At 59.1% G+C, this 24,225-nt stretch carries 24 protein-coding genes and 2 tRNA genes; 7 read left to right on the plus strand and 19 right to left on the minus strand.

The features are described 5' to 3' along the window. Nucleotides 1-248 precede the first annotated feature (248 nt). Nucleotides 249-325, minus strand: a tRNA-Met gene (locus tag JUI81_RS26175). A gap of 221 nt (nt 326-546) precedes the next feature. Then, nucleotides 547-623, minus strand: a tRNA-Met gene (locus tag JUI81_RS26180). A gap of 301 nt (nt 624-924) precedes the next feature. On the opposite strand from JUI81_RS26180, the gene dinB reads away from it, so the two are divergent. Continuing rightward, entirely contained in the window at nt 925-1,986 is a 1,062-nt protein-coding gene (gene dinB / locus JUI81_RS26185; RefSeq protein ID WP_019580972.1) for a DNA polymerase IV, read from the plus strand. Between the two features lie 97 nt (nt 1,987-2,083). Here dinB and JUI81_RS26190 read toward each other — a convergent pair whose 3' ends face one another. From JUI81_RS26190 to JUI81_RS26205, 4 genes are all read right to left on the minus strand, one after another. Then, nucleotides 2,084-3,037 carry a hypothetical protein gene (locus tag JUI81_RS26190; RefSeq protein WP_019580971.1) on the minus strand — a complete coding sequence of 318 codons (954 nt, stop codon included), beginning with the start codon at nt 3,035-3,037 and terminating at the stop codon, nt 2,084-2,086. Between the two features lie 17 nt (nt 3,038-3,054). After that, nucleotides 3,055-4,770: a proline--tRNA ligase gene (locus JUI81_RS26195; RefSeq protein ID WP_019580970.1), complete on the minus strand. Its 1,716-nt coding sequence runs from the start codon at nt 4,768-4,770 to the stop codon at nt 3,055-3,057. Nucleotides 4,771-4,900: 130 nt separating this feature from the next. After that, on the minus strand, nt 4,901-6,469 hold the full coding sequence (locus JUI81_RS26200) for an AmpG family muropeptide MFS transporter (protein ID WP_096479615.1): 1,569 nt from the start codon (nt 6,467-6,469) through the stop codon (nt 4,901-4,903). A gap of 44 nt (nt 6,470-6,513) precedes the next feature. Next, nucleotides 6,514-6,894 (minus strand): MGMT family protein, encoded by a 381-nt coding sequence (locus JUI81_RS26205; protein WP_230175526.1) that lies wholly within the window; start codon nt 6,892-6,894, stop codon nt 6,514-6,516. A 138-nt stretch (nt 6,895-7,032) separates the two neighbouring features. Between JUI81_RS26205 and JUI81_RS26210 the strand changes: the two genes are divergently transcribed. Continuing rightward, nucleotides 7,033-8,040 (plus strand): DUF481 domain-containing protein, encoded by a 1,008-nt coding sequence (locus JUI81_RS26210; RefSeq protein WP_019580967.1) that lies wholly within the window; start codon nt 7,033-7,035, stop codon nt 8,038-8,040. Nucleotides 8,041-8,190: 150 nt separating this feature from the next. Here JUI81_RS26210 and JUI81_RS26215 read toward each other — a convergent pair whose 3' ends face one another. Next, nucleotides 8,191-8,400, minus strand: a complete 210-nt coding sequence (locus JUI81_RS26215; RefSeq protein WP_002554837.1) for a cold-shock protein — start codon at nt 8,398-8,400, stop codon at nt 8,191-8,193. A 354-nt stretch (nt 8,401-8,754) separates the two neighbouring features. Between JUI81_RS26215 and dcd the strand changes: the two genes are divergently transcribed. Together dcd and JUI81_RS26225 are read left to right on the plus strand one after the other, a co-directional pair. Further along, nucleotides 8,755-9,321 (plus strand): dCTP deaminase, encoded by a 567-nt coding sequence (gene dcd, locus JUI81_RS26220; RefSeq protein ID WP_007940589.1) that lies wholly within the window; start codon nt 8,755-8,757, stop codon nt 9,319-9,321. Nucleotides 9,322-9,428: 107 nt separating this feature from the next. Beyond that, on the plus strand, nt 9,429-9,638 hold the full coding sequence (locus tag JUI81_RS26225) for a hypothetical protein (protein ID WP_019580966.1): 210 nt from the start codon (nt 9,429-9,431) through the stop codon (nt 9,636-9,638). A 52-nt stretch (nt 9,639-9,690) separates the two neighbouring features. Here the strand turns inward: JUI81_RS26225 and JUI81_RS26230 are convergent, their stop codons facing one another. The 8 genes from JUI81_RS26230 to JUI81_RS26265 all read right to left on the minus strand — a co-directional run bounded on the left by JUI81_RS26230 (nt 9,691) and on the right by JUI81_RS26265 (nt 19,599). Further along, complete coding sequence (locus JUI81_RS26230) at nt 9,691-10,455, minus strand: ABC transporter ATP-binding protein (protein WP_007940591.1); 765 nt, start codon at nt 10,453-10,455, stop codon at nt 9,691-9,693. Between the two features lie 13 nt (nt 10,456-10,468). After that, a complete protein-coding gene (locus JUI81_RS26235) occupies nt 10,469-11,587 on the minus strand; it encodes a succinylglutamate desuccinylase/aspartoacylase family protein (protein ID WP_204125324.1) in 1,119 nt (372 codons plus the stop codon). A gap of 12 nt (nt 11,588-11,599) precedes the next feature. Further along, a complete protein-coding gene (locus JUI81_RS26240) occupies nt 11,600-12,310 on the minus strand; it encodes an ABC transporter permease (RefSeq protein ID WP_204125325.1) in 711 nt (236 codons plus the stop codon). After that, a complete protein-coding gene (locus JUI81_RS26245; RefSeq protein WP_204125326.1) occupies nt 12,307-13,035 on the minus strand; it encodes an ABC transporter permease in 729 nt (242 codons plus the stop codon). Before JUI81_RS26245 ends, JUI81_RS26240 begins: the two co-directional genes overlap by 4 nt. Before the next feature lie 56 nt (nt 13,036-13,091). Then, entirely contained in the window at nt 13,092-13,874 is a 783-nt protein-coding gene (locus tag JUI81_RS26250; protein ID WP_019580963.1) for a transporter substrate-binding domain-containing protein, read from the minus strand. Between the two features lie 396 nt (nt 13,875-14,270). Further along, nucleotides 14,271-15,959, minus strand: a complete 1,689-nt coding sequence (locus tag JUI81_RS26255; RefSeq protein WP_204125327.1) for an ATP-dependent DNA ligase — start codon at nt 15,957-15,959, stop codon at nt 14,271-14,273. Further along, nucleotides 15,956-16,987 (minus strand): ligase-associated DNA damage response exonuclease, encoded by a 1,032-nt coding sequence (locus JUI81_RS26260; RefSeq protein WP_204125328.1) that lies wholly within the window; start codon nt 16,985-16,987, stop codon nt 15,956-15,958. The genes JUI81_RS26255 and JUI81_RS26260 overlap by 4 nt, the downstream gene beginning before the upstream one ends. Before the next feature lie 161 nt (nt 16,988-17,148). Next, nucleotides 17,149-19,599 carry a penicillin acylase family protein gene (locus JUI81_RS26265; protein ID WP_019580960.1) on the minus strand — a complete coding sequence of 817 codons (2,451 nt, stop codon included), beginning with the start codon at nt 19,597-19,599 and terminating at the stop codon, nt 17,149-17,151. 201 nt (nt 19,600-19,800) lie between these two features. Between JUI81_RS26265 and JUI81_RS26270 the strand changes: the two genes are divergently transcribed. Further along, the gene (locus JUI81_RS26270; protein ID WP_204125329.1) at nt 19,801-20,358 is read left to right on the plus strand and encodes a cysteine hydrolase family protein; all 558 of its coding nucleotides are present in this window, start codon (nt 19,801-19,803) and stop codon (nt 20,356-20,358) included. Nucleotides 20,359-20,548: 190 nt separating this feature from the next. Here JUI81_RS26270 and JUI81_RS26275 read toward each other — a convergent pair whose 3' ends face one another. The 4 genes from JUI81_RS26275 to JUI81_RS26290 all read right to left on the minus strand — a co-directional run bounded on the left by JUI81_RS26275 (nt 20,549) and on the right by JUI81_RS26290 (nt 22,470). Beyond that, nucleotides 20,549-20,758 (minus strand): SEC-C metal-binding domain-containing protein, encoded by a 210-nt coding sequence (locus JUI81_RS26275; RefSeq protein WP_007906737.1) that lies wholly within the window; start codon nt 20,756-20,758, stop codon nt 20,549-20,551. 5 nt (nt 20,759-20,763) lie between these two features. Then, entirely contained in the window at nt 20,764-21,252 is a 489-nt protein-coding gene (locus tag JUI81_RS26280) for an LEA type 2 family protein (protein ID WP_204125330.1), read from the minus strand. A 239-nt stretch (nt 21,253-21,491) separates the two neighbouring features. Then, a complete protein-coding gene (locus JUI81_RS26285; RefSeq protein WP_028939241.1) occupies nt 21,492-21,968 on the minus strand; it encodes a YchJ family protein in 477 nt (158 codons plus the stop codon). 4 nt (nt 21,969-21,972) lie between these two features. Continuing rightward, nucleotides 21,973-22,470, minus strand: coding sequence for a DUF6231 family protein (locus JUI81_RS26290; RefSeq protein WP_204125331.1), 498 nt, complete (start codon nt 22,468-22,470; stop codon nt 21,973-21,975). 180 nt (nt 22,471-22,650) lie between these two features. Between JUI81_RS26290 and JUI81_RS26295 the strand changes: the two genes are divergently transcribed. Together JUI81_RS26295 and JUI81_RS26300 are read left to right on the plus strand one after the other, a co-directional pair. Beyond that, a complete protein-coding gene (locus tag JUI81_RS26295) occupies nt 22,651-23,346 on the plus strand; it encodes an OmpA family protein (RefSeq protein ID WP_019580955.1) in 696 nt (231 codons plus the stop codon). 90 nt (nt 23,347-23,436) lie between these two features. Further along, nucleotides 23,437-24,150 carry an OmpA family protein gene (locus tag JUI81_RS26300; RefSeq protein ID WP_019580954.1) on the plus strand — a complete coding sequence of 238 codons (714 nt, stop codon included), beginning with the start codon at nt 23,437-23,439 and terminating at the stop codon, nt 24,148-24,150. Nucleotides 24,151-24,225: the final 75 nt, after the last annotated feature.

Below are 24,225 nucleotides of genomic sequence, written 5' to 3' on the forward strand. Positions count from 1 at the left end.
TGGGGGTATCCAGCCAAGTTACCAATCCCTGTAGAAAAAAATAATCACAAATATTAACGCGTCTCACCGGGTATCGGCGATGGCGCATCACCAGTCGTCGAGGGTTTTCCTTGCGGTTCAGCCTAGGTCTGAACTCACAGTCTGGCGACCCTGAACGGCTCACTGCACAGTGACAGATCATTGTTGCGAAAGGACTTTTTCAACAGATACAAAAAAGGCCACTCTTTCGAGTAGCCTTTTTTGATGTTTGGTTGCGGGAGCCGGATTTGAACCGACGACCTTCGGGTTATGAGCCCGACGAGCTACCAGACTGCTCCATCCCGCGTCTGTGTGGCGGCATTCTACAGGCGAATGCCGGAGTGTCAACCGTTAATCCAAGTATGGGTCAAATAAACAAGAATCAGCGCTGAACGGTCGCCGAGGAACGCTAAGTTTCGGAATCAGAAGGATTTCTCGTTTCTGCTCGGTAAAGCATGAAGCGCTGATTTTTTATAAAACAGGCACGCACAAAAAAGGCCACTCTTTCGAGTAGCCTTTTTCGATGTTTGGTTGCGGGAGCCGGATTTGAACCGACGACCTTCGGGTTATGAGCCCGACGAGCTACCAGACTGCTCCATCCCGCGTCTGTGTGTCGGCATTCTACAGAGGATCGCCGGGCTGTCAACCTTCAATCTCGGTAAAATCTGTTCCTGTTCAATCGCTTAGGTGAAAAAGTGGGGTGTGGATCGGGCTGAAACGCAGGCAGGGCAAGGCTTTCGGCTCTATCGGTAGGTGGCTTTCGATTGAGAAAATAAATTCCTCCAGTACTTTTCCTACCGCTTGAAAAGAAGATTCAGACTACTGGTGCTATATACAGGTGTCAGTGAGATACTGCCGGTACGACACGCCGATACTTCATTTCTTCGCCATGAACACCGCTTTTATATGACGCAGCGAAAAATCATCCACGTCGATTGTGACTGCTTCTACGCCGCCATCGAGATGCGTGACGACCCACGCCTGGCCGGTAAGCCTTTGGCGGTGGGTGGCTCGGCGGATCGGCGTGGGGTGATTGCTACCTGTAACTATGAAGCGCGGGCTTATGGCGTGCGCTCGGCCATGTCTTCCGGACATGCCTTGAAACTGTGTCCGGACCTGACCATCGTCAAGCCGCGCATGGAGGCCTATAGAGAGGCGTCGAAGGAAATACATACGATCTTTCGCGATTACACCGACCTGATCGAGCCGCTTTCCCTGGACGAGGCTTACCTCGACGTGTCGGAGAGTGCGCATTTTGGCGGCAGCGCCACGCGAATCGCCCAGGATATTCGTCGCCGGGTGTCCAATCAGTTGCACATCACCGTGTCGGCCGGCGTGGCGCCGAACAAGTTTCTTGCCAAGATCGCCAGCGACTGGAAGAAGCCCAATGGCTTGTTCGTGATCACGCCCGATCAGGTGGAAGACTTCGTCAGCGGGTTGCCGGTGAGCAAACTGCATGGTGTTGGCAAAGTGACCGCCGACAAGCTGGGCAAGCTCGGCATCGTCGATTGCCTGCAATTACGCGAGTGGAGCAAATTGGCGCTGGTGCGTGAATTCGGCAGCTTCGGCGAGCGACTCTGGAGCCTGGCCCGTGGGATCGATGAGCGGTTAGTGCACAACGACAGTCGTCGGCAGTCGATCAGCGTTGAAAACACCTATGACGTGGACCTGCCGGATCTGGTGAGTTGTCTGGATAAATTGCCCGAGCTGCTGGAGTCCCTGAATGGCCGAATGGCGCGGATCGACAGCAGCTATCGCCCGGGCAAACCGTTCGTCAAAGTGAAGTTCCACGATTTTACCCAGACTACGTTGGAGCAGGCCGGGGCAGGGCGGGATCTGGGGAGTTATCAGCTATTGCTGACCCAGGCCTTCAATCGCGGCGGGAAACCGGTGCGGTTGTTGGGGATTGGGGTGAGGCTGGAGGATTTGCGGGGCGGGTTCGAACAGTTGGAGTTGTTTGAACGGTGAGATTTTAAAATCAAAAGATCGCAGCCTTCGGCAGCCCCTACAGGGTGTACTCCATCCAATGTAGGAGCCGTCGAAGGCTGCGATCTTTTAATAGGCCTTAATTCGGCCCCGGATCCGCCACCAGTCGCCCGGCATCCTTGGTCAGTGACTTGAGGAACTCAGCCTGCAACTCGGGATCGTTGCGGGTCAGTTCGATCAGGCTCTGTTCCAGTTCGCTGGCTTCTTCTTCCAGGCCCAGTTCCGACAGACGTTTGACCCGGTGCACCCACTGGCTTACTTCGTCGTCTTCGAGGTCGTCGTAAATCAGCTCATGGGCTTCGAGCAGCTTGCCGCGCAAGTTGTTGCTGATCGCCAGGGACGAGTCGGTGTGCACATCGTCTTTGTTGTCCTCGACACTGATCTGCAGCTTGCCCAGATGATTGAGGTCATGTTCGGCGAACGGGCTGTCCAGCAGGTTCAGGCGCAACACACCGTTGCGGTCGGTGCTCAGCTCGAACGTGTCCTTGCCGGCCTTGACCTGCACCGGACGCTCGCTCCAGGGCAGGCTCGAGTATTCCGTGCGCTTGTCACGCTGGACTTCGTCGATGCCCGCCAGGTTCTGCTGTGCGCGACCGTGAGACTGCACGTTCATGAACGGGTTGAGCCCGGCAAAACCATAGCTGAGCCAATCCTTCGTCACGCTGTCCGGCAGATTACCGAGGGCGAACACGTTGACCACGTTCGCACCGACGCCGGCCACTACGGCCACCGCGCCCAGCGGGATCTCATAGATCTCCCTCCAGGGTTGGTAAGGCGTGTAACGGTCATAGTGGCGTGTGACTTCGAATTCGGTGACTTCGAAGGTCTTCTGCTCGTGGATTTTCACCCGGCGTTGCGGCAGCTCCAGCACTTTGGGTTCGCCGACATCGATCTGCAGGCTGTGATCGAGCAACTTACGCTCGACCCGCTCCTCGTGTTCGCTGCGTTGTGACATCTGATTGGCACAGCCGCTGACCAGCAGGGTGCCGCACAGGGCGGCACCACCGAGGCCTAAGGTGTTTCGCTTGAACATGACGTCTCTATCTGGTGTCAGCGGCGGATACGGGCCTGGAGGAAAGACAGCACGTCAGCGACCGGCAGCGCTTGCGCCTCGGCTTCGGTACGGCTCTTGTATTCCAGATTGCCGTCGGCGAGGCCGCGGTCACTGACCACGATCCGGTGTGGAATGCCGATCAGCTCCATGTCCGCGAACTTGATGCCCGGGCTGGTTTTCTTGTCGCGGTCGTCCAGCAGCACGTCGAAACCGGCAGCAGTCAGTTCTGCGTAGAGCTTGTCGGTGGCTTCGCGAACCTGTTCGGTTTCGTAGCGCAGCGGTACCAGAGCAATCTGGAACGGGGCCAGAGCGTCGCTCCAGATGATCCCGTTCTCGTCGTTGTTCTGTTCGATGGCGGCAGCTACTACGCGGGATACACCAATGCCGTAGCAGCCCATTTCCAGGGTGACCGGTTTGCCGTTCTCGCCCAGCACTTCGCACTTCATCGCTTTGCTGTACTTGTTGCCCAGCTGGAAGATGTGCCCGACTTCGATCCCGCGCTTGATTTCCAGGGTGCCTTTGCCGTCAGGGCTTGGATCACCGGCCACGACGTTGCGCAGGTCGGCAACGGTCGGAACCGGCAGATCGCGCTCCCAGTTCACGCCAAAGTAGTGCTTGTCGTCGATGTTGGCACCGATGCCGAAGTCGCTCATCAGTTCGACGGAACGGTCGATGATGATCGGCAGCGGCAGGTTCAGCGGGCCGAGGGAGCCGGCGCCGGCGCCAATGGCGTCGCGCAGTTCGGCTTCGGAAGCCATGACCAGCGGGCTGGCAACGCCAGGCTGGTTGGCGGCCTTGATTTCGTTCAGTTCGTGGTCGCCACGGATGATCAGGGCAATCAGCTTGCCTTTCTCTTCAGCGTGCACCACCAGGGTCTTGATGGTTTTTTCGATCGGCAGGTTGAAGCCTTCGACCAGTTGCGCAATTGTCTTGGCGTTCGGCGTGTCGACCAGACGCAGCTCTTCGGCAGGCAGTGGACGAGAGGTTTCCCGCGGTACGGCTTCGGCTTTCTCGATGTTCGCGGCGTAGTCGGAACCGTTGCTGAAGACGATGTCGTCTTCGCCGGACTCAGCCAGTACGTGGAACTCGTGGGAACCGGCGCCACCGATGGAGCCGTTGTCAGCTTCAACCGGACGGAATTTCAGGCCCAGGCGGGTGAACACGTTGCAGTACGCCTGGTGCATGCGGTCGTAGGTGACCTGCAGCGATGCCTGGTCGGCATGGAACGAGTAGGCGTCCTTCATGATGAATTCGCGGCCACGCATCAAACCGAAGCGTGGGCGGATTTCGTCACGGAATTTGGTCTGGATCTGATACAGGTTGATCGGCAGCTGTTTGTAGCTGCTCAACTCGTTGCGCATCAGGTCGGTGATGACCTCTTCGTGAGTCGGGCCGGCGCAGAAGTCGCGACCGTGGCGATCCTTGAAGCGCAGCAATTCAGGGCCGTACTCTTCCCAGCGACCCGATTCCTGCCACAGCTCAGCCGGTTGAGTGCTCGGCATCAACACTTCGAGAGAACCGGCGGCGTTCATTTCTTCACGCACGATGGCTTCGACCTTGCGCATCACTCGCAAGCCCATCGGCAGCCAGGTGTACAGGCCCGAGGCGAGTTTGCGGATCATGCCGGCGCGCAGCATCAGCTGATGGCTGATGACGACCGCGTCGGAAGGCGTTTCTTTCTGTGTGGCGAGCAAAAATTGACTGGTGCGCATGGTTGGCCGTTGTCGGTTGCTGATAACGAGAAGTAATGGGGCATTGTACGGGCGAGATCTGCTGGCGTACAGGCGTGCGGCCGGCTGTGTGGCTGGAGGGCGAGAAACTGCTCGCCCTCTGCGACCTGTATCAAAGAGGCTGCGATTCTTCCGTGACCGGGGTCTGAGCCGGTTCAGGCGTCGGGGTCGGACCGGCACGGCGGTTTTCCTGGAACCAGTGCAAGGCGATCAACAGCAGCGTCGGAACGCCCAGCAGGGCAGTGATCAGGAAGAAGTTGTGGTAGCCGAATTTTTCCACCATGACCCCTGAATAGCCGCCGATCAGACGAGGCAACAAGAGCATGATCGAGCTGAGCAGGGCGTACTGGGTCGCGGAGAATTTGAGGTTGGTCAGGCTCGACAGGTAAGCGACGAAAGCCGAAGTCGCCAGGCCCGAGCTGAAGTTGTCCAGGGAAATGGTGACGATCAGCATCTGCAGATTGGCGCCCATGTCCGTGAGCATCAGGAACAGCAGGTTAGTGGCCGCCGATGCGGCACCGCCGATGAACAGAATGGGCAGAATGCCGAAGCGCACGATCAGCAAGCCGCCCATGCCGGCGCCGACCAATGTCATGATCAGGCCGAAAATCTTGCTGACACTGGCAATCTGATCCTTGGTGAACCCTTGGTCGATGTAGAACACGTTGGCCATCACGCCCATGACCGTATCGGACATCCGGTAGGTGGCGATCAGCCCAAGCAGCAGCAGGGCTTGCCAGCGGTAACGCAGAATGAAGTCGTTGACCGGCGTCAGCACCGGCGCCAGGCCACGGCGGCCCATGGCCGACAAGCACAGGGCGGTGAGCGTGGTATAGAGGATTGCCCGCAGGAATGCGCGGTCTTCGAGCAACAGGTCGAGCAGGCTGACACCGTTGAATAGCACGCTGGCGAAGTCGGTATTGTAGAACTGGGTGAACATGGCCGGTACGGACACCAGCAGTACGATCAGCACGAACACCGACGCCAGCTGGTGCACGAAGCTGTAGCGTCCGGCCTGAAGCTGAGTGCGCAGTGGCACCGGCGGTTCGCGCATGAAGAGGGAGGTCAGCAGCGCCGGGATCATCAAGATGCCGAACAGCAGATAGGTGCCAGTCCACGCCGCATGTTTGTAGTTGAAACCGGTGGAGCCGAAGCCTTCGGCAAAAAACAGCGCGCCCGCCGTTGCCAGCAGGGCCGCGACCCGATAACCGGCCATGTAGCTGGCCGCCAGTGCAGCCTGGCGGGTATCGTCGACGATTTCCAGGCGATAGGCATCGATGGCAATGTCTTGCGTTGCCGAAGCAAAGGCGACTACCACAGCGATGGCGATCAGCCAGGAGAGGTGTTTTTGCGGGTCGCAGAAACCCATGCCGATCAGGCCGAGGATCACCAGTGCCTGGGCCAGCACCAGCCAGGAGCGTCGTCGGCCAAGCTTGCCGAGCAGGGGTAGGCGCCACTGGTCGAGCAGCGGGGACCAGACCCATTTAAAGGCGTAGGCCAGGCCGATCAGGCTTGCATAGCCGATGGTTTCACGGGCAACACCAGCTTCGCGCAGCCAGACTGAAAGCGTCGAAAACACCAGCATGTAGGGCAGGCCGGCGGCGAAACCAAGCAGCAACAGCACGAGCGTCGAGGGGCTGGCATAGGCGGCGAGCGCGGCGCGCCAGGTTTTACGGGGCATGGGCTGGAGTCTGCCTCAAGAATTACGGAAACAAAGCGCGCACTCTAACCGCTGTGCTCTACCGGGCGCCAGCCATGGCGCTGAATATCAACACGATTGTTCAGAATGCTGATGCCTTCCATGCGCAATCGGGCCCGCTGTTCATCCCCTGAAGGGCTGCCTGCGGGCAGACTGATCCGACCACCGGCACCCAGCACACGATGCCAGGGCAATTTAGTGTCACCGGGCAGTTGGCTCAATGTTCGCCCGACCCAGCGGGCGGCGCGACCCAGTCCGGCCAGCTCGGCGAGCTGACCGTAACTCACGACTTTGCCCTCGGGCACTTGTGCCAGGGTCAGGTAGAGCGCCGTGCGTCGGATTTGCGCTGCGCTTTCGGTTTCAGCGGTTGAGTCGGTCACGTCCGGGTTCCTGAAAAAAATACGCATTGACCGTCTGTAGAGTAAATCCTGGATTGTCAGTTGAGAAATGAACTCAATAGAAATAGCCGGGTCAGTCCTTGCCAGGGCCTTATTTCCAAGAATAATGCCGATTTTTTTTCGCAAAGTTGAGCTTTTGATTCGCTTATGTTGCCCAGAACCTTGCTGTGCCTCGCTGTTGTCAGTGCCTCCACTCCTTTGCTCGCCGATACGGTCTGGTTGAAGAACGGTGACAAGCTGAGCGGCAAGATTACGCTCTTCGATGGCGGCAAGCTGTTGATCCAGACCCCGTATGCCGGTGCGGTTCCGATTGACTGGAAAGAGGTCAAAACCCTGGAAAGCGATCAGCAAATGTTGGTCAAGCAGGATGCTTACACTGGCGAGAAGGCCAAGTCGCTGCATGCGGCAGAGGACGGCAAGGTCACCCTGGCCAACGGCGATGGCCCCAAGACTGTGGAGTTGGCCAGCATTCAGCAGATGCTCAAGCCCAAACCGGTGGTCGAGGATTTGGTGTTTAAAGGTAACGTCGACCTGGCGCTGGATTATCAGCGCGCAGAAAAAGATACCGATGATTACGACGTCGGCTTCAAAACCACCGCGCGTCACGGTCGGTGGCGTCATACGGCGGAAGGTGAGTACAACCGCGAGTTTCAGGATGACGTGGTCACCACTGATAACTGGCGTGCCGAGTATTCTCTCGACCGCTTCCTCACCGAGAAGTGGTTCTGGCAGGGGCGTTTGAATTACAAGCGCGACAAGGTCGAAGAACTCTCCCGTCAGCGCACCGTCGGTACCGGCCCTGGTTATCAATTCTGGGATGACGAACTGGGTGCCTTCTCCCTGGGCTCGCTCCTCAACCGTACGGACTACGAATTTTCCGATGGCGGAAAGCAAAACTTCTATTCCCTGGCCGTGAAGTGGGACTACAACCGCTACCTGATTGGCAAGAAGGTCGAGTTCTTCACCAAAGGCGAAGTGGGCAAGCCACTGTCGGGTGTCGCCGATTACGCACTCGATACCGAGGCCGGCCTGCGCTACAAAGTCACCGACTGGGCGTCGCTGAACCTGAAGGCCGAGAAAGACATCATCAGTGGTACTGACAATGCGGACCTGAACAAGACCCGATATACCGCAGGGTTTGGCGTGGCTTGGTAACACGCTGGAAAATCAAAAGATCGCAGCCTTCGGCAGCTCCGCACCTGTGGGTGCCGCCGAAGGCTGCGATTTTTTGTTGCCACACAAAACATACAGGCACAAAAAAGCCCCGCTTTTAAGGGCGGGGCCTTTTACTAAAGCAAGTACAAGTTAGATAACTTGAACTTCTTCAGCTTGCATGCCTTTCTGACCGCGGGTAGCGATGAAAGAAACCTGTTGGCCTTCTTTCAGGCTTTTGAAGCCGTCGGATTGGATAGCTTTGAAGTGAACGAACAGGTCGTCACCGGATTGTGGAGTGATGAAGCCGAAGCCTTTTTCATCGTTGAACCACTTAACGGTACCGGTTTGGCGATTAGACATGGTGTAACTCCTTGAACAAAGATAACTGCGACTCAGGAAGAACCCTGGCCGAGACTGAGTGCAAAGAGCAGGAAAAATTCTTGTAGATGGTTGGATCGAAATTCAACATATCGTGTAGAGATTCTCAGTGACACAAGCAGCACAGTGGCGCCACCTTAACCCTTTTTCCGGAACGTGCCAATGGTTCTTGCGAAGGTTTCTCTTTTTTAATGACTGACGGTTAATAACATGGCGGTGAGGCCACGGAATTCACGGGGGAACGGCGAGAATTGTCGCCCGGACTTTGAACCCGGAGCGCCTGCCCGGTAAGATGCCGGACAGAATTTTTCCACCTCGCTATTCAGGACACCCGCCATGAGCATCAAATCGGACAAGTGGATTCGCCGCATGGCGCAAGAGCACGGCATGATCGAGCCCTTCGTGGAACGTCAGATGCGCGGCAGTGACGACAGTCGTGTGATCTCCTATGGTGTGTCGAGCTACGGGTACGATGTGCGTTGCACCAATCATTTCAAGGTGTTCACCAACATTAATTCGGCCATCGTCGATCCGAAAAACTTCGACGCTGGCAGCTTCGTCGACATCCACAGCGACGTGTGCATCATCCCGCCAAACTCCTTCGCCTTGGCCAGTACCGTCGAATACTTCCGCATTCCGCGCAACGTATTGACCATCTGTCTGGGCAAGAGCACCTACGCCCGCTGCGGCATCATCGTCAACGTGACCCCGCTCGAGCCCGAGTGGGAAGGCCATGTGACCCTGGAGTTCTCGAACACCACCAACCTGCCGGCGAAGATCTACGCCAACGAAGGCGTGGCGCAGATGCTGTTCCTCGAGTCCGACGAGGAATGTGAAGTGTCCTACAAAGACCGTGGCGGCAAGTATCAGGGCCAGCGTGGCGTGACCCTTCCGCGTACCTGAGTCAACCGTCTGACAAACCGTTGGAATTCCTGGGCGGGCGTACACTCTATGGGGTGTACTGCTCCGATTCGCGCAAGGCGGATCGGGCCATCGCTCAGGAGTGCTTCATGAAGATCGATCCGCGAATAAGTGCCGAACTGGCAAGGCTCGAGCCCAATCAGGTTGGCGTGCTGGCCTGGTCCTTGTTGGCGCATCCGCCAGTCAGCATGGCAGGGGGCATCCCCCATCAGCCTGATCCCGACACCCCCAATGAAGATCCGACAGAACCCGGAGAGCCCACCCTGCCGGATGAGCCACCTCCCGCGCCTGTGGTCTGATACCCGTTTTTGTGGGAGCGAGCATCGCTCGCTCCCACGGGAAGGTGGCGTTTTACTTGAGGTTGCCGCTCAAAAACTGCTTCAACCGCTCACTCTTCGGATTGCCCAGCACGTCTTCCGGCGCGCCTTCTTCTTCCACCAGCCCCTGATGCAGGAACAGCACCTGGCTCGACACTTTGCGGGCGAAGCTCATTTCATGGGTGACCATGATCATGGTCCGGCCTTCCTCGGCCAGGCCCTGAATGACCTTGAGCACTTCGCCTACCAGTTCCGGGTCGAGTGCCGAGGTTGGTTCGTCGAACAGCATGACTTCAGGTTCCATGGCCAGCGCACGGGCAATGGCTACCCGTTGTTGCTGACCGCCCGACAGGAACGCCGGGTACTGATCCGCCACACGCGGCGCCAGGCCAACCTTGTCGAGGTAACGTCGGGCGCGGTCCTCGGCTTCTGCCTTGCTACAACCGAGCACCCGCCGCGGAGCCATGGTGATGTTTTCCAGCACCGTCATGTGGCTCCACAGGTTGAAGTGCTGGAACACCATGGCCAGGCGGGTGCGGATCCGTTGCAGCTCATCGGGGTCGGCCACATGGATACCGTGACGGTCCTTGGCCATGCGGATGTTCTGGCCGTCCATGCTCATGGTGCCGTCGTTGGGTTGCTCTAGAAAGTTGATGCAGCGCAAAAAGGTGCTTTTGCCCGAGCCGCTGGCGCCGATCAGGCTGATAACGTCGCCGGTTTTGGCCTTGAGCGAAACGCCTTTGAGCACCTGATGATCGCCATAGCTTTTATGCAGGCCTTCGATGGTCAGTTTGTACATGGGGCATGCATCCTCAAGGCGAAAGTAGATAGCCGCTGCGATAGGCTTCGGTGCCCGCGACGTGGGCGATTACCATGCCGGCAGTGGCCATGCGCCGTAGCGAACGGGCATACATCAGCCCGGCGACGGTGCAATGAACAGGGGTGACGCGATCATTGATCGGGTCGATGACTTCGGCGATCAGTTGCCCGGCCTCCAGGTATTCCCCGGGCAGGGCCGTAAACACCAGCAGTCCGCCCACGGGTGTCGCCACCGGTTCGACGCCGGCCAGTGGCGTGGCCGGGTAGGGCAGTTCCGGTAAGGGCGCCGGCTCACCGGCAATCGCGCCGAAGTGAATCAGATAATCGATCAGCGCTTGGCAATCGAGGCTGGCCAACGGGTGATTAACGTCGCCCTGACCGCGCAATTCGACGGTGACCGAAAAGCTGCCCAGCGGAATATCGAAATGCTCACCGAAGCGTTCTTTCAACTGCCACCAGAGCAGAGTGAAGCATTCATCGAATGACTGGCCGCCAGAGTCGGTGGCCAACAGGCTGGCTTCGGCACCGATGTAACGCGCCAGCGGTTCGACCTGAGGCCAGGCTTCGGGCGTGGTGTAGAGGTGCGCGACGGCTTCGAAATCGCAATGCAGGTCCAGCACCATGTCCGCGTCGCAAGCCAGTCGTTGCAGGGTCAGGCGTTGGGATTGCAGTTGCGTGCTGGCGGTATGGCGCGCCAATGCGTCGCGCAGGCTGCTGCGGATCAGTTCGAGGTTGCGTTGTGGATCGTCGCCCAGCAGGCCTTCGATCTCATTGGCGACTTCTTCACTCAAGTCGACGAACCAGCGATTGAAGTTCTGCCCGCTTTCCAGCTCGTAGCGGCCCAATGGAACGTCCATCAACACTTGTTCCAGGCCAACCGGGTTGGCCACGGGCACCAGCACGATTTCGCTGCGCAGCCGGCCGGCGGCTTCCAGCTCCGCCAGACGCTGTTTGAGGTGCCAGGCCACCAGCATGCCGGGCAATTCATCGGCGTGCAGGGAGGACTGGATGTAGATCTTGCCTTTGGCCGCCTGGGGGCCGAAGTGAAAGCTGTGGATCTGTCGCACGGTCCCCGGCAGTGGGGCCAGCAGGTCATGAATCTGGTGGCGCATGTACGAATTGTCCTAGTGAGTCGGCCCGAGGAAGGCCAGCCATCGGCGTTCGGCGAGGCGGAACAGGCCGACCAGCGCAAAGGTAACGGTCAGGTAGATCAGCGCGGCGATGCCGAACGACTGGAAGGTCAGGAAGGTCGCCGAGTTGGCGTCGCGAGCGACTTTCAGGACATCCGGGATGGTCGCGGTGAACGCCACGGTGGTCGAGTGCAGCATCAGGATCACTTCGTTGCTGTAGTAAGGCAACGAGCGACGCAGCGCCGACGGCATGATGATGTAGGCATAGAGCTTCCAGCCTGACAGACCGTAAGCCTTGGCCGCCTCGACTTCGCCATGAGCCATGCTGCGAATCGCCCCGGCGAAGATTTCCGTGGTGTAGGCGCAGGTGTTCAGGGCAAAGGCCAGGATCGTGCAGTTCATCGCATCGCGAAAGAACGCATCAAGGACGGGCTGCGCGCGCACGGCCGCCAAGCTGTAGATGCCGGTGTAACAGATCAGCAGCTGAATATAGAGCGGCGTACCCCGAAACAGATAGGTGTAGAACTGCACCGGCCAGCGCAGGTAGAGCTTGGGGGAAACCCGAGCGATGGACAGCGGGATCGACACCAGAAAGCCGATGAAGATCGACGCACTGAGCAGCCACATGGTCATGGCCAGGCCGGTGATGTTGTAGCCGTCGGTATAAAGGAAGGGTTTCCAGTATTCCTGCAAGAGTTCGATCATCGTACGGCCTCCCGGGCACCGGCGGCGTAGCGGCGTTCGAGCCAGCGCAGGACAACGTTGGAGGCACTGGTGATCAGCAAGTAGATCAATGCGGCCAGCACCAGGAAGTAGAACAGTTGATAGGTGCTTTTACCGGCGTCCTGCGCAGCCTTGACCAGGTCGGCGAGGCCGATGATCGAGACCAGTGCGGTGGCCTTGAGCATCACCATCCAGTTGTTGCCGATGCCCGGCAGGGCGAAGCGCATCATTTGCGGGAACACCACGAAACGAAAACGCTGGCCACGTTTGAGGCCGTAAGCAGTAGCGGCTTCGACCTGGCCCCGTGGCACGGCAAGGATCGCCCCGCGGAACGTTTCGGTGAAGTACGCGCCATAAATGAAGCCCAGGGTGATGACCCCGGCGCTGAACGGGTTGATCTCGATGTATTCCCATTCCATGAAATCGGTAAATGAGGTCAGCCAGGTTTGCAGGCTGTAGAAGATCAGCAGCATCAGCACCAGGTCTGGTACCCCGCGAATCAGCGTGGTGTAGATCTGCGCCGGCACGCGCAGCAGTTTGACTTTTGACAGCTTGGCGCTGGCGCCCAGCAGGCCGAGCAACACGGCCACCAACAGCGACAACACCGATAATTTGATGGTCATCCAAGTGCCTTCCAACAGCAACGGACCGAAGCCCTGAAGGCTGAAGGCTGAGAGCCCCAGGTTTTGTAATAGGTTTTCAAACATAAATCAGCAACCTGATCGGGTGAAAAAAGCGCCCATCGCGAGATGGGCGCCGGGCATTACTTGCCGCTGTACAGATTCAGATCGCCAAAGTGTTTCTTCTGAATGGTGGCGTAGGTGCCATCGTCGTGTAACGCTTTGATACCTTTATCCAGAAGTGCTTTCAGCTCTTTGTTACCTTTCGAGATACCGACTGCTGTTTTGGCCGGCAGCAATTCGCTGTCGACGGGCTTGCTGACTTCGTAATCGGCGCCTTTTGGCGATTTGATGAAGCCAAGTTCAGCTTGCAGCATGTCCTGGATCGCGGCGTCGAGACGACCGGAAGTCAGGTCGGAATACACCTGATCCTGGTTGGCGTAGGCCTGGGTTTTCACGCCGGCCTTGTCCAGCACGGCTTTGGCATAGGCTTCCTGAATGGTGCCTTGCTCGTAACCGACGGTTTTGCCCTTCAATGAGGCGACGTCTGCGCTCAGGCCGGAGCCTTTCTTGAACACGTAGGCGGTAGGGCCGGAGAACAGCTCGCTGGAGAAGTCGATGACTTTTTCGCGGGCCGGAGTAACGGTCATCGAAGAGATCACACCGTCGAATTTATTGGCTTTGAGGCCCGGAATCATGCCGTCGAAATCGCTTTCGACCCATTTGCACTTGACCTTCAGCTCGGCGCAGATTGCATTGCCCAGGTCGATGTCGAAGCCTACCAGGCTACCGTCGGCTGCCTTGGACTCGAACGGCGCGTAGGAAGGGTCAACGCCAAAACGCAATTCTTTGTATTCCTTTGCCAGCGCGGAGCCGGCGGCCATGCACAACGCCAGTGCAGAAAGGGTCAGCAATGCTTTTTTCATTATTCAATCCCTAAGAACCAATATGAGCGCTTGTGGCGCAGAAGTACTGTTACTGAAAAGCGTAAGACCTATTAAAAGTAGCAATTTCCGAACCAGAGTCCCGAACAAGCGTTTTAAAAGATGATTCAGGAAGTGGCAAAGCGCGATTTGTGCACGAAAACGGGCATCGCCAGATTCTTGCGCCTGGATGGTGCGCGGGGAGGCTCATGCCCATTAAATCTTGATGTTATTTATGTAGCAGCTGTCGAGCCTGCGAGGCTGCGTTCGGCTGCGCAGCAGTCGAAAAATCAGAACTTGCGGTGAGTCAGGCGGACCGCATCAGCTGGATTCACGACTGCTGCGCAGCCGAACGCAGGCTTCGCCAGCTGCTACAAAGGCAGGGCCACAAGAGTCGGGTCAAGCCAGTAAATCCTGCAACGTCGCCAGGCTGTCAGCTTCTTCCACCGACTTGTCCAGCCGCCAGCGCAATATCCGCGGAAACCGCACCGCAATCCCGCTCGGGTGCCGTTTCGACGGGGCAATGCTCTCGAATCCCAGCTCAAACACGAGGCTCGGTTGCACACGGATCACCGGTCCGGATTTTTCAACCGTGGTCTTGCGTACGATGCTGTCGATCTGGCGGATTTCTTCGTTGGTCAACCCGGAGTAGGCCTTGGCGAAAGGCACCAGTGTCCGCTCGCTGGCAGAGGGTGGGCCGTCCCACACGGCGAAAGTGTAATCAGTGTAGAGACTGGCCTGGCGGCCATGACCCTGCTGGGCATGGATCAGCACTGCATCGACACTGAACGGGTCGACTTTCCATTTCCACCACACGCCCGTGTCTTTGTTCCGCCCGACGCCATACTGCGCATCGCGGGCCTTGAGCATCATGCCTTCGACCTTCAGTTTGCGAGAGGCTTCCCGTTGGCGGGCGAGGTCGAACCAGTCTTCGCCGATCAACATGGGCGAGGCAAGTAACACCGGGTTTGCGCAGGTGGTGACGAGGTGTTCCAACTGAGTGCGGCGCATGGCCTGAGTCTGGTTGCGCAAATCCTGGCCCTGCCATTCGAGCAGGTCAAAGGCCTGAATGACCACGGGCACCTCATCGAGGATTTTCTTGTCCAGCGTGTTACGGCTGCTGCGTTTTTGCAGCAGGGCGAAAGGTTGCACCGCCAGCGACGCAGGCGATTGCCGCTCGCAAGCGCTCCCAGAGCCCGAGGGCGCGGTTTTCCAGGCGACGATTTCACCGTCGATCACCGTGCCGTCGGGCAAGTCGTGAACCAGGCTGCCCAGTTCGGGGAAGCGTTCGGTCACCAGTTCTTCGCCTCGCGACCAGACCCATAAGCGACCGTCGCGCTTGACCACTTGGGCGCGGATGCCGTCCCATTTCCACTCCACTTGCCATTGGCTGGCCGGGCCGAGCAGGGCTTCGAACTGCTTAACCGGTTGCGACAACGCATGGGCAAGGAAGAACGGGTAGGGTTGGCCACCCCGTTGGGCATGTTCATCGGGTGCTTCGGGGGCAATCAGCTTCAGGTAACTGGCGGCATTCGGGCGGTGCGACGGGGCGGTGTAACCCACCAGCCGCTGGGCCACGCGTTTACCGTCGAGCCCGGCCATAGTTGCCACGGCGCGGGTGACCTGCGATTTGGAGACACCGACACGGAAACTGCCGGTGATCAGTTTGATGCACAGCATCAGGCCCTGGCGATCCAGTTGCGCCCACAGCGCGGGCAGGCGTTCGGCGAGGACCCGCGGGGGCGCGCTACGCAGCGGCAACAGTTTGTCTTCAATCCACACCGTCAGTCTGTCGGTAGACGTGTGAGGCGTTTCGGGCAGCACCAGCGAAATGGTTTCCGCCAGATCACCCACCGCCTGGTAGCTTTCCTCGAACAACCAGGGCGAGAGCCCGGAACACGCGATTGCCATGTCGCGCAGCACCCGTACCGGCACCCATTGCCGAGACCTCCCGCCGGCCAGCAAATACACCGCCCAGGCGGCATCTTCGGGCGTGGCCTGGGCGAAATAATGCTGCATCGCCGCCAGTTTGGCGTTGCTTGAGGTGGTGGCATCGAGTTCGGCATACAGCTCGGCGAAGGCTTTCATGCCTGCACCTCGGTGCTCTCGGGTTCGAAGGCTGCGTTGTTCTCGTCGTCGCCGTATTCGGTGCGCAGTCCCATGGCATCAAGGCCCTGTTCGCGCAGATGCCGCACCAGCACTCCGATCGATCCATGGGTGACCTTCACCCGCTCGGCCCCGGACTGTTCGATGGCCCAGAGCAGGCCGGGCCAATCGGCGTGATCGGACAACACGAAACCACGATCCACACCATGCCGCCGCTGCGTGCCGCGCAAACGCATCCAACCGCTGGCGAGGGCATCGCTGTAGTCGCCGAAGCGCCGTACCCAATTGCTGGTACCCGTTGCAGGCGGCGCGAGGACCAGAGCTTTGCGCATCATCGGATCCTGCTTTTTTATTTCGCTGGCATAAATCGTTGGCGGTAAATGAATGCCGCTCTGACGATAAAACTGATTGATCGGCTCAATCGCGCCATGCACCAGGATGGGGCCCAGGCTGGTATCGAGGCCATGAAGAATCCGCTGAGCCTTGCCGAAGGCATGGCAGAGCAGCACGCTGGTTTTATCGACTGCGGCGTTGGCCCGCCACCACTGATTGATCTCGGCAAGGATTTGCGCCTGGGGTTGCCAGCGGTAAATCGGCAGGCCGAACGTCGATTCTGTGATGAAGGTGTGACAGCGCACCGGTTCGAACGGTGCACAGGTGCCGTCGGGCTCTGTTTTGTAATCACCGGAGGCGACCCAGACCTCACCGCCGAATTCCAACCGCACCTGGGCTGAGCCGAGCATGTGGCCTGCGGGGTGAAAACTCAGTTTTACGCCATGGTGCAGCAATTGCTCGCCATAGGGCAGCGTTTGCAGGTTGATGTTCTGGCCCAGCTGCGCGCGCAGAATGCCCGCACCCGGGGCCGCCGCCAGATAGTGTTGATTGCCACGGCGAGCATGGTCGCTATGAGCGTGGGTGATGACTGAGCGCTCGACAGGGCGCCACGGGTCGATATAGAAATCCCCGGGCGGGCAGTACAAACCTTCAGGACGTGCGATAACAAGGTCCATATTGTTACCAGAATGGAGAGGCCTGTTAGCTAGGAGGTTTGCCCGAAACGAGAAGTTCTATTTATTTTCACAGAGATTAAAAACAAAAGATCGCAGCCTGCGGCAGCGCTTACAAATGGGTGCGAATCCCCTGTAGGCGCTGCCGCAGGCTGCGATCTTTGTTACTTGCCAGGCGTCAACGTCAACCGCGTCTTGCCATACACCTTGTCAAAGTTCTGCGGCTGCATCGGCAGGCTCATGTATTGACCCTTGAGCCATGGATCGACGCTGTCGAGATAGTGCGGGCTGGCCGGGTTGCCGGATTGGCCGGTAGCGTTCTGGCCCATCAGCGGCTCGGCCTGGCCGAAGTCGACAATAAAGCGCATGGCCGGGGCCTGCGTGGTGTTGAAGTCCTGACCCCAGGCGAACGAGGCGGTGTTGAGCGTGGTGTGATCGCCGCCGGCCGCCAGCGGACCGCGCACGGTCTGGCCGCTGGCGTTTTTCCACTCGTAGCGGTGCAGCTTGCCCCACTGCCAGGCTTTGTGATCACCGCCCAGCTGGCTGTCACCCGCGCTGATCGCAGCCGCCAGGCTACGGGCCAGGATCGCCGGTTTGTCTTCTTTCTGCGCGGTGCGCACGTCATCCCAAAACGGACTGTCCTCACGCCCAAGCAGGTGATCGGCCTGGGCCGCGTAGGATAATTTGCCGTTGGCGATAAAGGCTTTCCACGCCGGGCTGCTTTCCGGGCCCAGTTCGTCGAGGAAAATCTGTTTGGTGCTTTCCTGCAGGAACAACTCGTAAATCGCTGCGTCGGCGGAAGTCGGGCTGAGTTTGCCGTCGAAGGCCATCAAGCGGGTATACGCCTCGCGAGCCTTGCCGCGATCGGCCACCGGCAACGCTTCGATGGCCTGCTTGAGTGGCTGGGCCATGCCCGGCGCTTCAAACATCTTCTTCAGCTTGGCGGCGAAGGTGGTGGTCTGGTCGTATTGCATGGCGATCAGGCTGCGGGTGTCGTGTTTGCCCGCGCCCGCCAGTTCGGCCATGCGTTCGCCACGCTCCGGCGCCGCCCAGGAATTGGACAGCTGCATGCCGTAGCCATGGGGAATGACCCGCTGGTTGGCGGTGCCGAGCCAGCCCTGCGCCGGGTCCTGATCATACGGATGGAGCATCGGGTCGGCGTAACCGTCCCAGTCGTAGCGACCTTCCCAGCCCGGCGACGGCAGCAAGCCTTCGCCTTCGCGACGGTTCGGGTAGCGACCGGTGACTTGCCAGCCGATATTGCTGGCATCGGCAAACACCAGATTCAGGGCGATGGCGCGGATTTCACGGCTAGCGTCCGACGCTCTCTCGGTACTCTGCGCCCGGGATAGGTCGAAAAAGGCGTCCAGGGTTTTGTCATCGGTGAAGTCCGGCGCCTGCAGGGCCAGGCCGAAACCATTCGCCAGTGCCGTGCCCTGGGCGCTGTTGAGCAGTGGCCCATGGCGAGTTTCGTACACCGCTTCGCGAATCGGTCGCTGGCCTTTGACGAAATAGGTTTCGTTGCGCACGATCGCCGGCTGCCATTTGCCGCCCACTTCGTAGGAAAGGCCATTGCCCTGGCGTTTGATTTTTTCCAGGAACACGTCCTGGTTGTCGCCCATGACTGTGGTCATGCTCCACGCCACTTTGCCGTTGAAACCAGCGAGCACCATCGGTAACCCGGCAATGGTTACGCCGGAGGCCTGGTATTTCGGTGCGCGAATCTGCACGTAACTGAACAACGAAGGGACGCCCAGCGGTCCATGGCTGTCGCTGGCCAGCAGGCTCTTACCGCTGCGGCTGCGTTGCGGGGCGATCGCCCAGTTGTTCGAGGAGGTAGCGCCCAGCAGATTCAGATCCGACAGTTGACCAGTGGCTTTGCTGATTTCGCTCAGCCCCGGGATTTGCCCGGTGAGTTTGATGCCCTGAAGTTTTTCAGCTTCAGCCACCGGCAGTTTTTCGTCGGGAGCGGACGGGGTCAGCCAGGCCAGTTTGTCGGTGCTGACGGTCTGGGCCAGCATCAGCGAGGAAATTTCTTCCGGCAGGTTCGCCGACTGGCTGAAGTTCAGCAGGCAGAACATCAGCGCCGAATCTTCCGGTTTCCAGTACTCAGGCTTGTAGCCGGTGGCCGCGAGGTCCGCCGGCAGCTTGTCGCGGTAGCGGAACAGGTAGGCGTTGACCCCGCGGGCATAGACTTCGAAGAAACGCTTGAGGCGTGGCGACGAGGCCTTATACAGCTCATCCGCGCTTTTCTTCAGGTTGACCGCTCGCATGTAGCGGTCGGCATCGAGCAGGTCCGCGCCGGACATCTCCGCCAGACGGCCCTGGGCCAGCAGGCGCAGAGTGACCATTTGGCTGATGCGGTCGCTGGCGTGCACGTAGCCGAGGGTGAACAGCGCATCGTGGAAGCTGTTGCTCTCGATCAGCGGCATGCCCATGGCATTGCGGCGAACCGAAACGTTTTGTGCCAGGCCCTTGAGCGGTTGCACGCCGGAGGTGGGCGGGAGGGTGTCCTGGGCGTTCCAGGTCTGACAACCGGTCAGGCTCAAAACACCGGCCACTGCTGCGGCAACGCCGAACCGGGGAAGAAAATGTGTAAGGGCTGGCGAGGCCATGGCAAAGCTCCTGCGGGGGTAGTGACGCGACAAAGGCGCTACGTTAGTGAGCAGGAGGTGGCCGCGCAAGCGGCGGCTGGGTTATTTCTTTTCGGTGATCGTCGGCATCAGGTCATCCTGTTTGCGTTTGATGGCTTGCCAGTAGCAAGAGGCGATGCTGAAGTGCGGCAAATTCAATGACCTCGCATGGGGAAAGTCGGCATGGAGCTTAAGACAAACGCGGCGCTGATCATCATCGATCAACAAAAAGGCATCCTGCATCCCAAGTTGGGTCGTCGAAACAACCCTCAGGCTGAAGAGCGCATCCTGGAGTTATTGGGGCATTGGCGTCGCACCGGGCGACCGGTGATTCATGTGCAGCACCTGTCCCGCTCTGTGGATTCGGTGTTCTGGCCGCAGCAATCGGGGGTGGAGTTTCAGGAGCGCTTCCAGCCATCGATCGGTGAGTGGCTGATACAGAAACAAGTGCCGGATGCGTTTTGTTCGACGGGGCTGGAGGCGCGTTTGCGCGAGGCGGAGATCGATCAATTGATCATCGTTGGCGTGGCGACTCACAACTCGGTGGAGTCCACGGCACGAACGGCTGGGAATCTGGGGTTTGAGGCGTGGGTTGTGGAGGATGCGTGCTTTACCTTCGACAAGGCGGACTTTTTCGGTAATGCCCATTCAGCTGAAGAAGTGCATGCGATGTCGCTGGGGAATCTGCATGGGGAATATGCGACGGTCGTTAGCGCCGCGAGCATTCTCATGATCGACTGAAACCTTGAACTGACCCCAAAATTAGGATTGGTGTCCAACTTTTGGGGTGCAGATCAACTTGTAGGAGCGAGGCTTGCCCGCGAAGAACGATGACGCGGTTTTTCTGGATCGTGGCGCCCTTTTCGCGGGCAAGCCTCGCTCCTACAGGGATTGGCGATTCAACAGGCGAAGAAGTTATTCGCCCGAATCCTCAAGCCCCGTGGCACTTCTTGAATTTCTTGCCGTTGCCGCAGGGGCAAGGGTCGTTGCGACCGACGTCTTTCAGGGCGTTGCGCACCGGTTCCTGGTGGGCGTGGCCGCAGTTTGGGCCGTGGACGTGGCCATGGTCGTGATCATGGTGGTCGTGATGGTCATGATCGTGGTTGCAGTCAGGGCCATGGACGTGGGGTTGCTGGGTCATCGGGGTCACTCCGGAATTAAATCGGCGGCGATTATCACGCCATTGCGCGCCAGGTGCACGTAGTGCGCGATGAATAAACCGGTTTCAAGCGTTCCTTCCAGACGATAGGGAATCGGTTGCTCGGGTTTTTTCAGCAGTTTCACCACGTCCCGAACCCTGGGCCACAGGTTGGTGCGGATCGGCACCTTGAAGTAGGCGCTGTGCTTGGGGCCGACGGTGAACCAATGTTCGTGCTCGCCTTCGGCCAGCAGGATGTCCCCCAGGTGAATGCGATATTCCAGGGCGCGCACCGTCAGGTCTTCGTCATTAGGGTTGTCGACGCGAAAATGCAGCAGGAATTTCTGCTCCAGCAACTTGGCCCGGACCACCTCGACCTTGACCAGATGCACTTGTGGGTCTGGCAAGTCGTTGCTGAACCATGAAGCGCAGCCGCTGAGTCCTGAAAACAGAAGCAGCAAAGTGAACAGATAGAGCGCGAGTCGTCCGGTGATCATGGTCGTGTTTCTCCCTTTGTAGCAGCTGCCGAGCCTGCGTTCGCTGTAGCAGCTGTAGCAGCTGTCGAGCCTGCGAGGCTGCGTTCGACTGCGCAGCAGTCGTCAAACCAGAACTTGCGGTGCATCAGGCACACCGCGTCAGCCGGATTCACGACTGCTGCGCCGCCGAACGCAGCCTCGCCAAGGCTCGACAGCTGCTACAGCGAACGCAGCCTTCGGCAGCTGCTACAGGGGGCACCTCAAGCGCTGAAATAACTCGCGCAGCACTTCTTGAACTTCTGCCCGCTGGCGCACGGGCACGCATCGTTGCGCCCGGCCTTGAGCGGCACGGTAGGGTCGATGAAGTACCAGCGGCCGGCGTTCTGCACGAATGACGAACGTTCGCGGTGGCTGTGTTCGCCGCTGCTGTCGTGCCAGCGAGCGGTAAAGGTGACGAAGGCGTGCTCCGGCTGGCCACCGAAAACCTCGGCGCTTTCCACCTCCAGGCCCAGCCAGGTGCTTTGGGCGCTCCAGTCGCTGATCGACTGGCGATCCAGGCCGGCCTGTTGCGCGGGCAGGGTGGTGGCCACCAGATAGTCGACTAGCCCCAGCACATAGGCGCTGTAGCGCGAACGCATCAGGACTTCGGCGCTGGGGGCCGGATGGCCGGCATGGTAATGACCGCAGCAGGCATCGAGCAGCGTGCCGCTGCCGCAAGGGCAAATGGATGTACTCATTGCGTTACCACCAGTATTTCCCGAAGTTTTCCGGATTGGCCCAGAAGCGTGAGTTGAGCCAGTCGGGCACCTGTTTGTAGTCAAGCAGATCGTAGGTAAACAGCGTCAACACTTGATCGTCACGCTGGAAGCGTTCGTTGGCTTGCAAGGCCAGAGAGAAAAAATCCGTCTCCTGCCAACCGCTGGCCGGCAAGTCGGCCAGCACCGCAATGCGACTGGCATTGAGGTTGCGGATCCCGCCGAGCAGATTCAGGCCGTCGCGCTTGGGCAAGTGTTCGAGGCAATCGACCACCAGCGCCAGATCAAACCGCTGCGCCGCCAGTTCAGCCGGCAATGCTCCGGGTGCGGCAAAAGCCACGATGCTGTCCGGGTGCGCGAGTTTGAATGCCTCGAGCGCGGGGAACTCACTGGCGCCAATCAGCAACAGACGCGTCGGGGCGTAACGATCAAGCAAAGCGGCCAACGCCTGCTGGGGCGTGCGCGAAGAAATACTTGCAGTCATCGAAGATCCTCAATCAGAACGCCAAGATTAACGTGTCTTGTCGAGCGTGTTTAAGCAAAAAAGCGCCGATCTTCCGTGAACACAAGGCAAAACAGCAATGGCCTATTGCTGGCGGATATTAAAAGTCCGGTCTTTACTCCTTGAAATCGGTTATTAGCCGATCCCTCAGGAGAAAACTAGATGAGCATAGTTCGGACAGCATTACCTTTGGTTCTGCTAACCAGTGTGTTGACTGGTTGCGCAGGTTTGCAGAAAACCGACTGGCCGACCTGTGCGGCGGTCGGTGGTGTCGTCGGTGCAGGGCTCGGTGCGACGGAGAGCTCTTCATGGGCGGGGTATGGCGCACTACTGGTCGGCGGCACGGCAGCGGCTTATTGCTGGGTGCATGGCGATGGCGACGAAGACGGCGATGGCGTGCCGGATAGCCGCGACAAGTGCCCGCACACACCAAGAGGCGTGCGAGTCGATGCCGACGGCTGCCCTCCACCCGCGCCTGCGCCAGTGGTCGAAGAGAAGGCGGTGGTCAAGGAAGAAGTCATCGTTATCCGTGATGTTCACTTCCAGTTCGACTCGTCCAAGCTCACCCCAGCCGATAAAGAGGTACTCAACACCGTTGCTACGCGCCTGAAACAGGAATCCGCCAGCGCCCGGTTGACCGTGACCGGTCATACCGACAGCGTCGGCAGCGATAAATACAACCAGAAACTGTCGGACAAACGCGCCCATTCGGTGGTGGAGTACCTGATTTCCCAAGGCGTGCCACGCAGCAGTTTCGTGTCTGTGACCGGTGCCGGTGAAAGCCAGCCGGTGGCCGATAACAAAACCGCTGAAGGTCGTGCGCTGAACCGGCGTACGGAAATCAAAATCGACCGCTAACCCCCTTGTATTCCGCGGCTTGTGCAGTCGCGGATGCGGGTCTTTACTCCTGTGTGACCGGTATGGGCCGGTGACACAGGAGCATTCACAATGAGCGTTCTCACAAGGACCGTCTTGCCGGTTCTACTGCTTGGCAGTCTTCTGACCGGCTGCGCGACTCACAGCGATGGCACCGCCCCCTTGAATCAACGTACCTGGCCGATCTGCAGTGTCATTGGCGGACTGGTTGGCGGCGGTTTGGGCGCGATCGAAAGTGGCGGTTGGGCGGCAGGTGGAGCGGCGCTCGGTATCTTGACCGGTGGCTTGGTCTGTTACGCCCAGGATGGCGACGAGGACGGTGACGGTGTTTTCGATCGACGCGATCGGTGCCCCGATACGCCTGCCAATACACCTGTCGATCATCACGGTTGCCCGCTGCCGCAATATCCGGCCAGCGTAAAACCTGCTGAACCGCCGGTATCCGAAGTCATCACTCTGAGCAGTAATGTGTTGTTCGCGTACAACAAATCCGACCTGACGCCCGAGGCGCGCAGCGAGCTGGATTCGTTGATGCCCAAATTGCAGGGCGCCGATGTGGTGAGCGTCAAGGTCGTCGGCCATACCGACAGTCAGGGTTCGGACGCCTATAACCAGAAGCTGTCGGAGCGTCGTGCCAGCAGCGTGGCGGCCTACTTGTTGAGCCGGGGGCTGGCGCCGAACAAACTCACCAGCGAAGGACGGGGTGAAACCCAGCCGGTGGCTGACAATGATACGGAAGAAGGGCGGGCAAAAAACCGTCGTGTGGAGTTGCACATCAATCGCTAGGCTCCGTGATCAAGAGGCCCGTGATAGAGCCGTCGGATGACCGTCAAGGTTGATCCGGCGGCCATTCGATGCCTT

This window comes from Pseudomonas sp. 008 (genome assembly GCF_016861935.1).
Taxonomy (GTDB): domain Bacteria; phylum Pseudomonadota; class Gammaproteobacteria; order Pseudomonadales; family Pseudomonadaceae; genus Aquipseudomonas.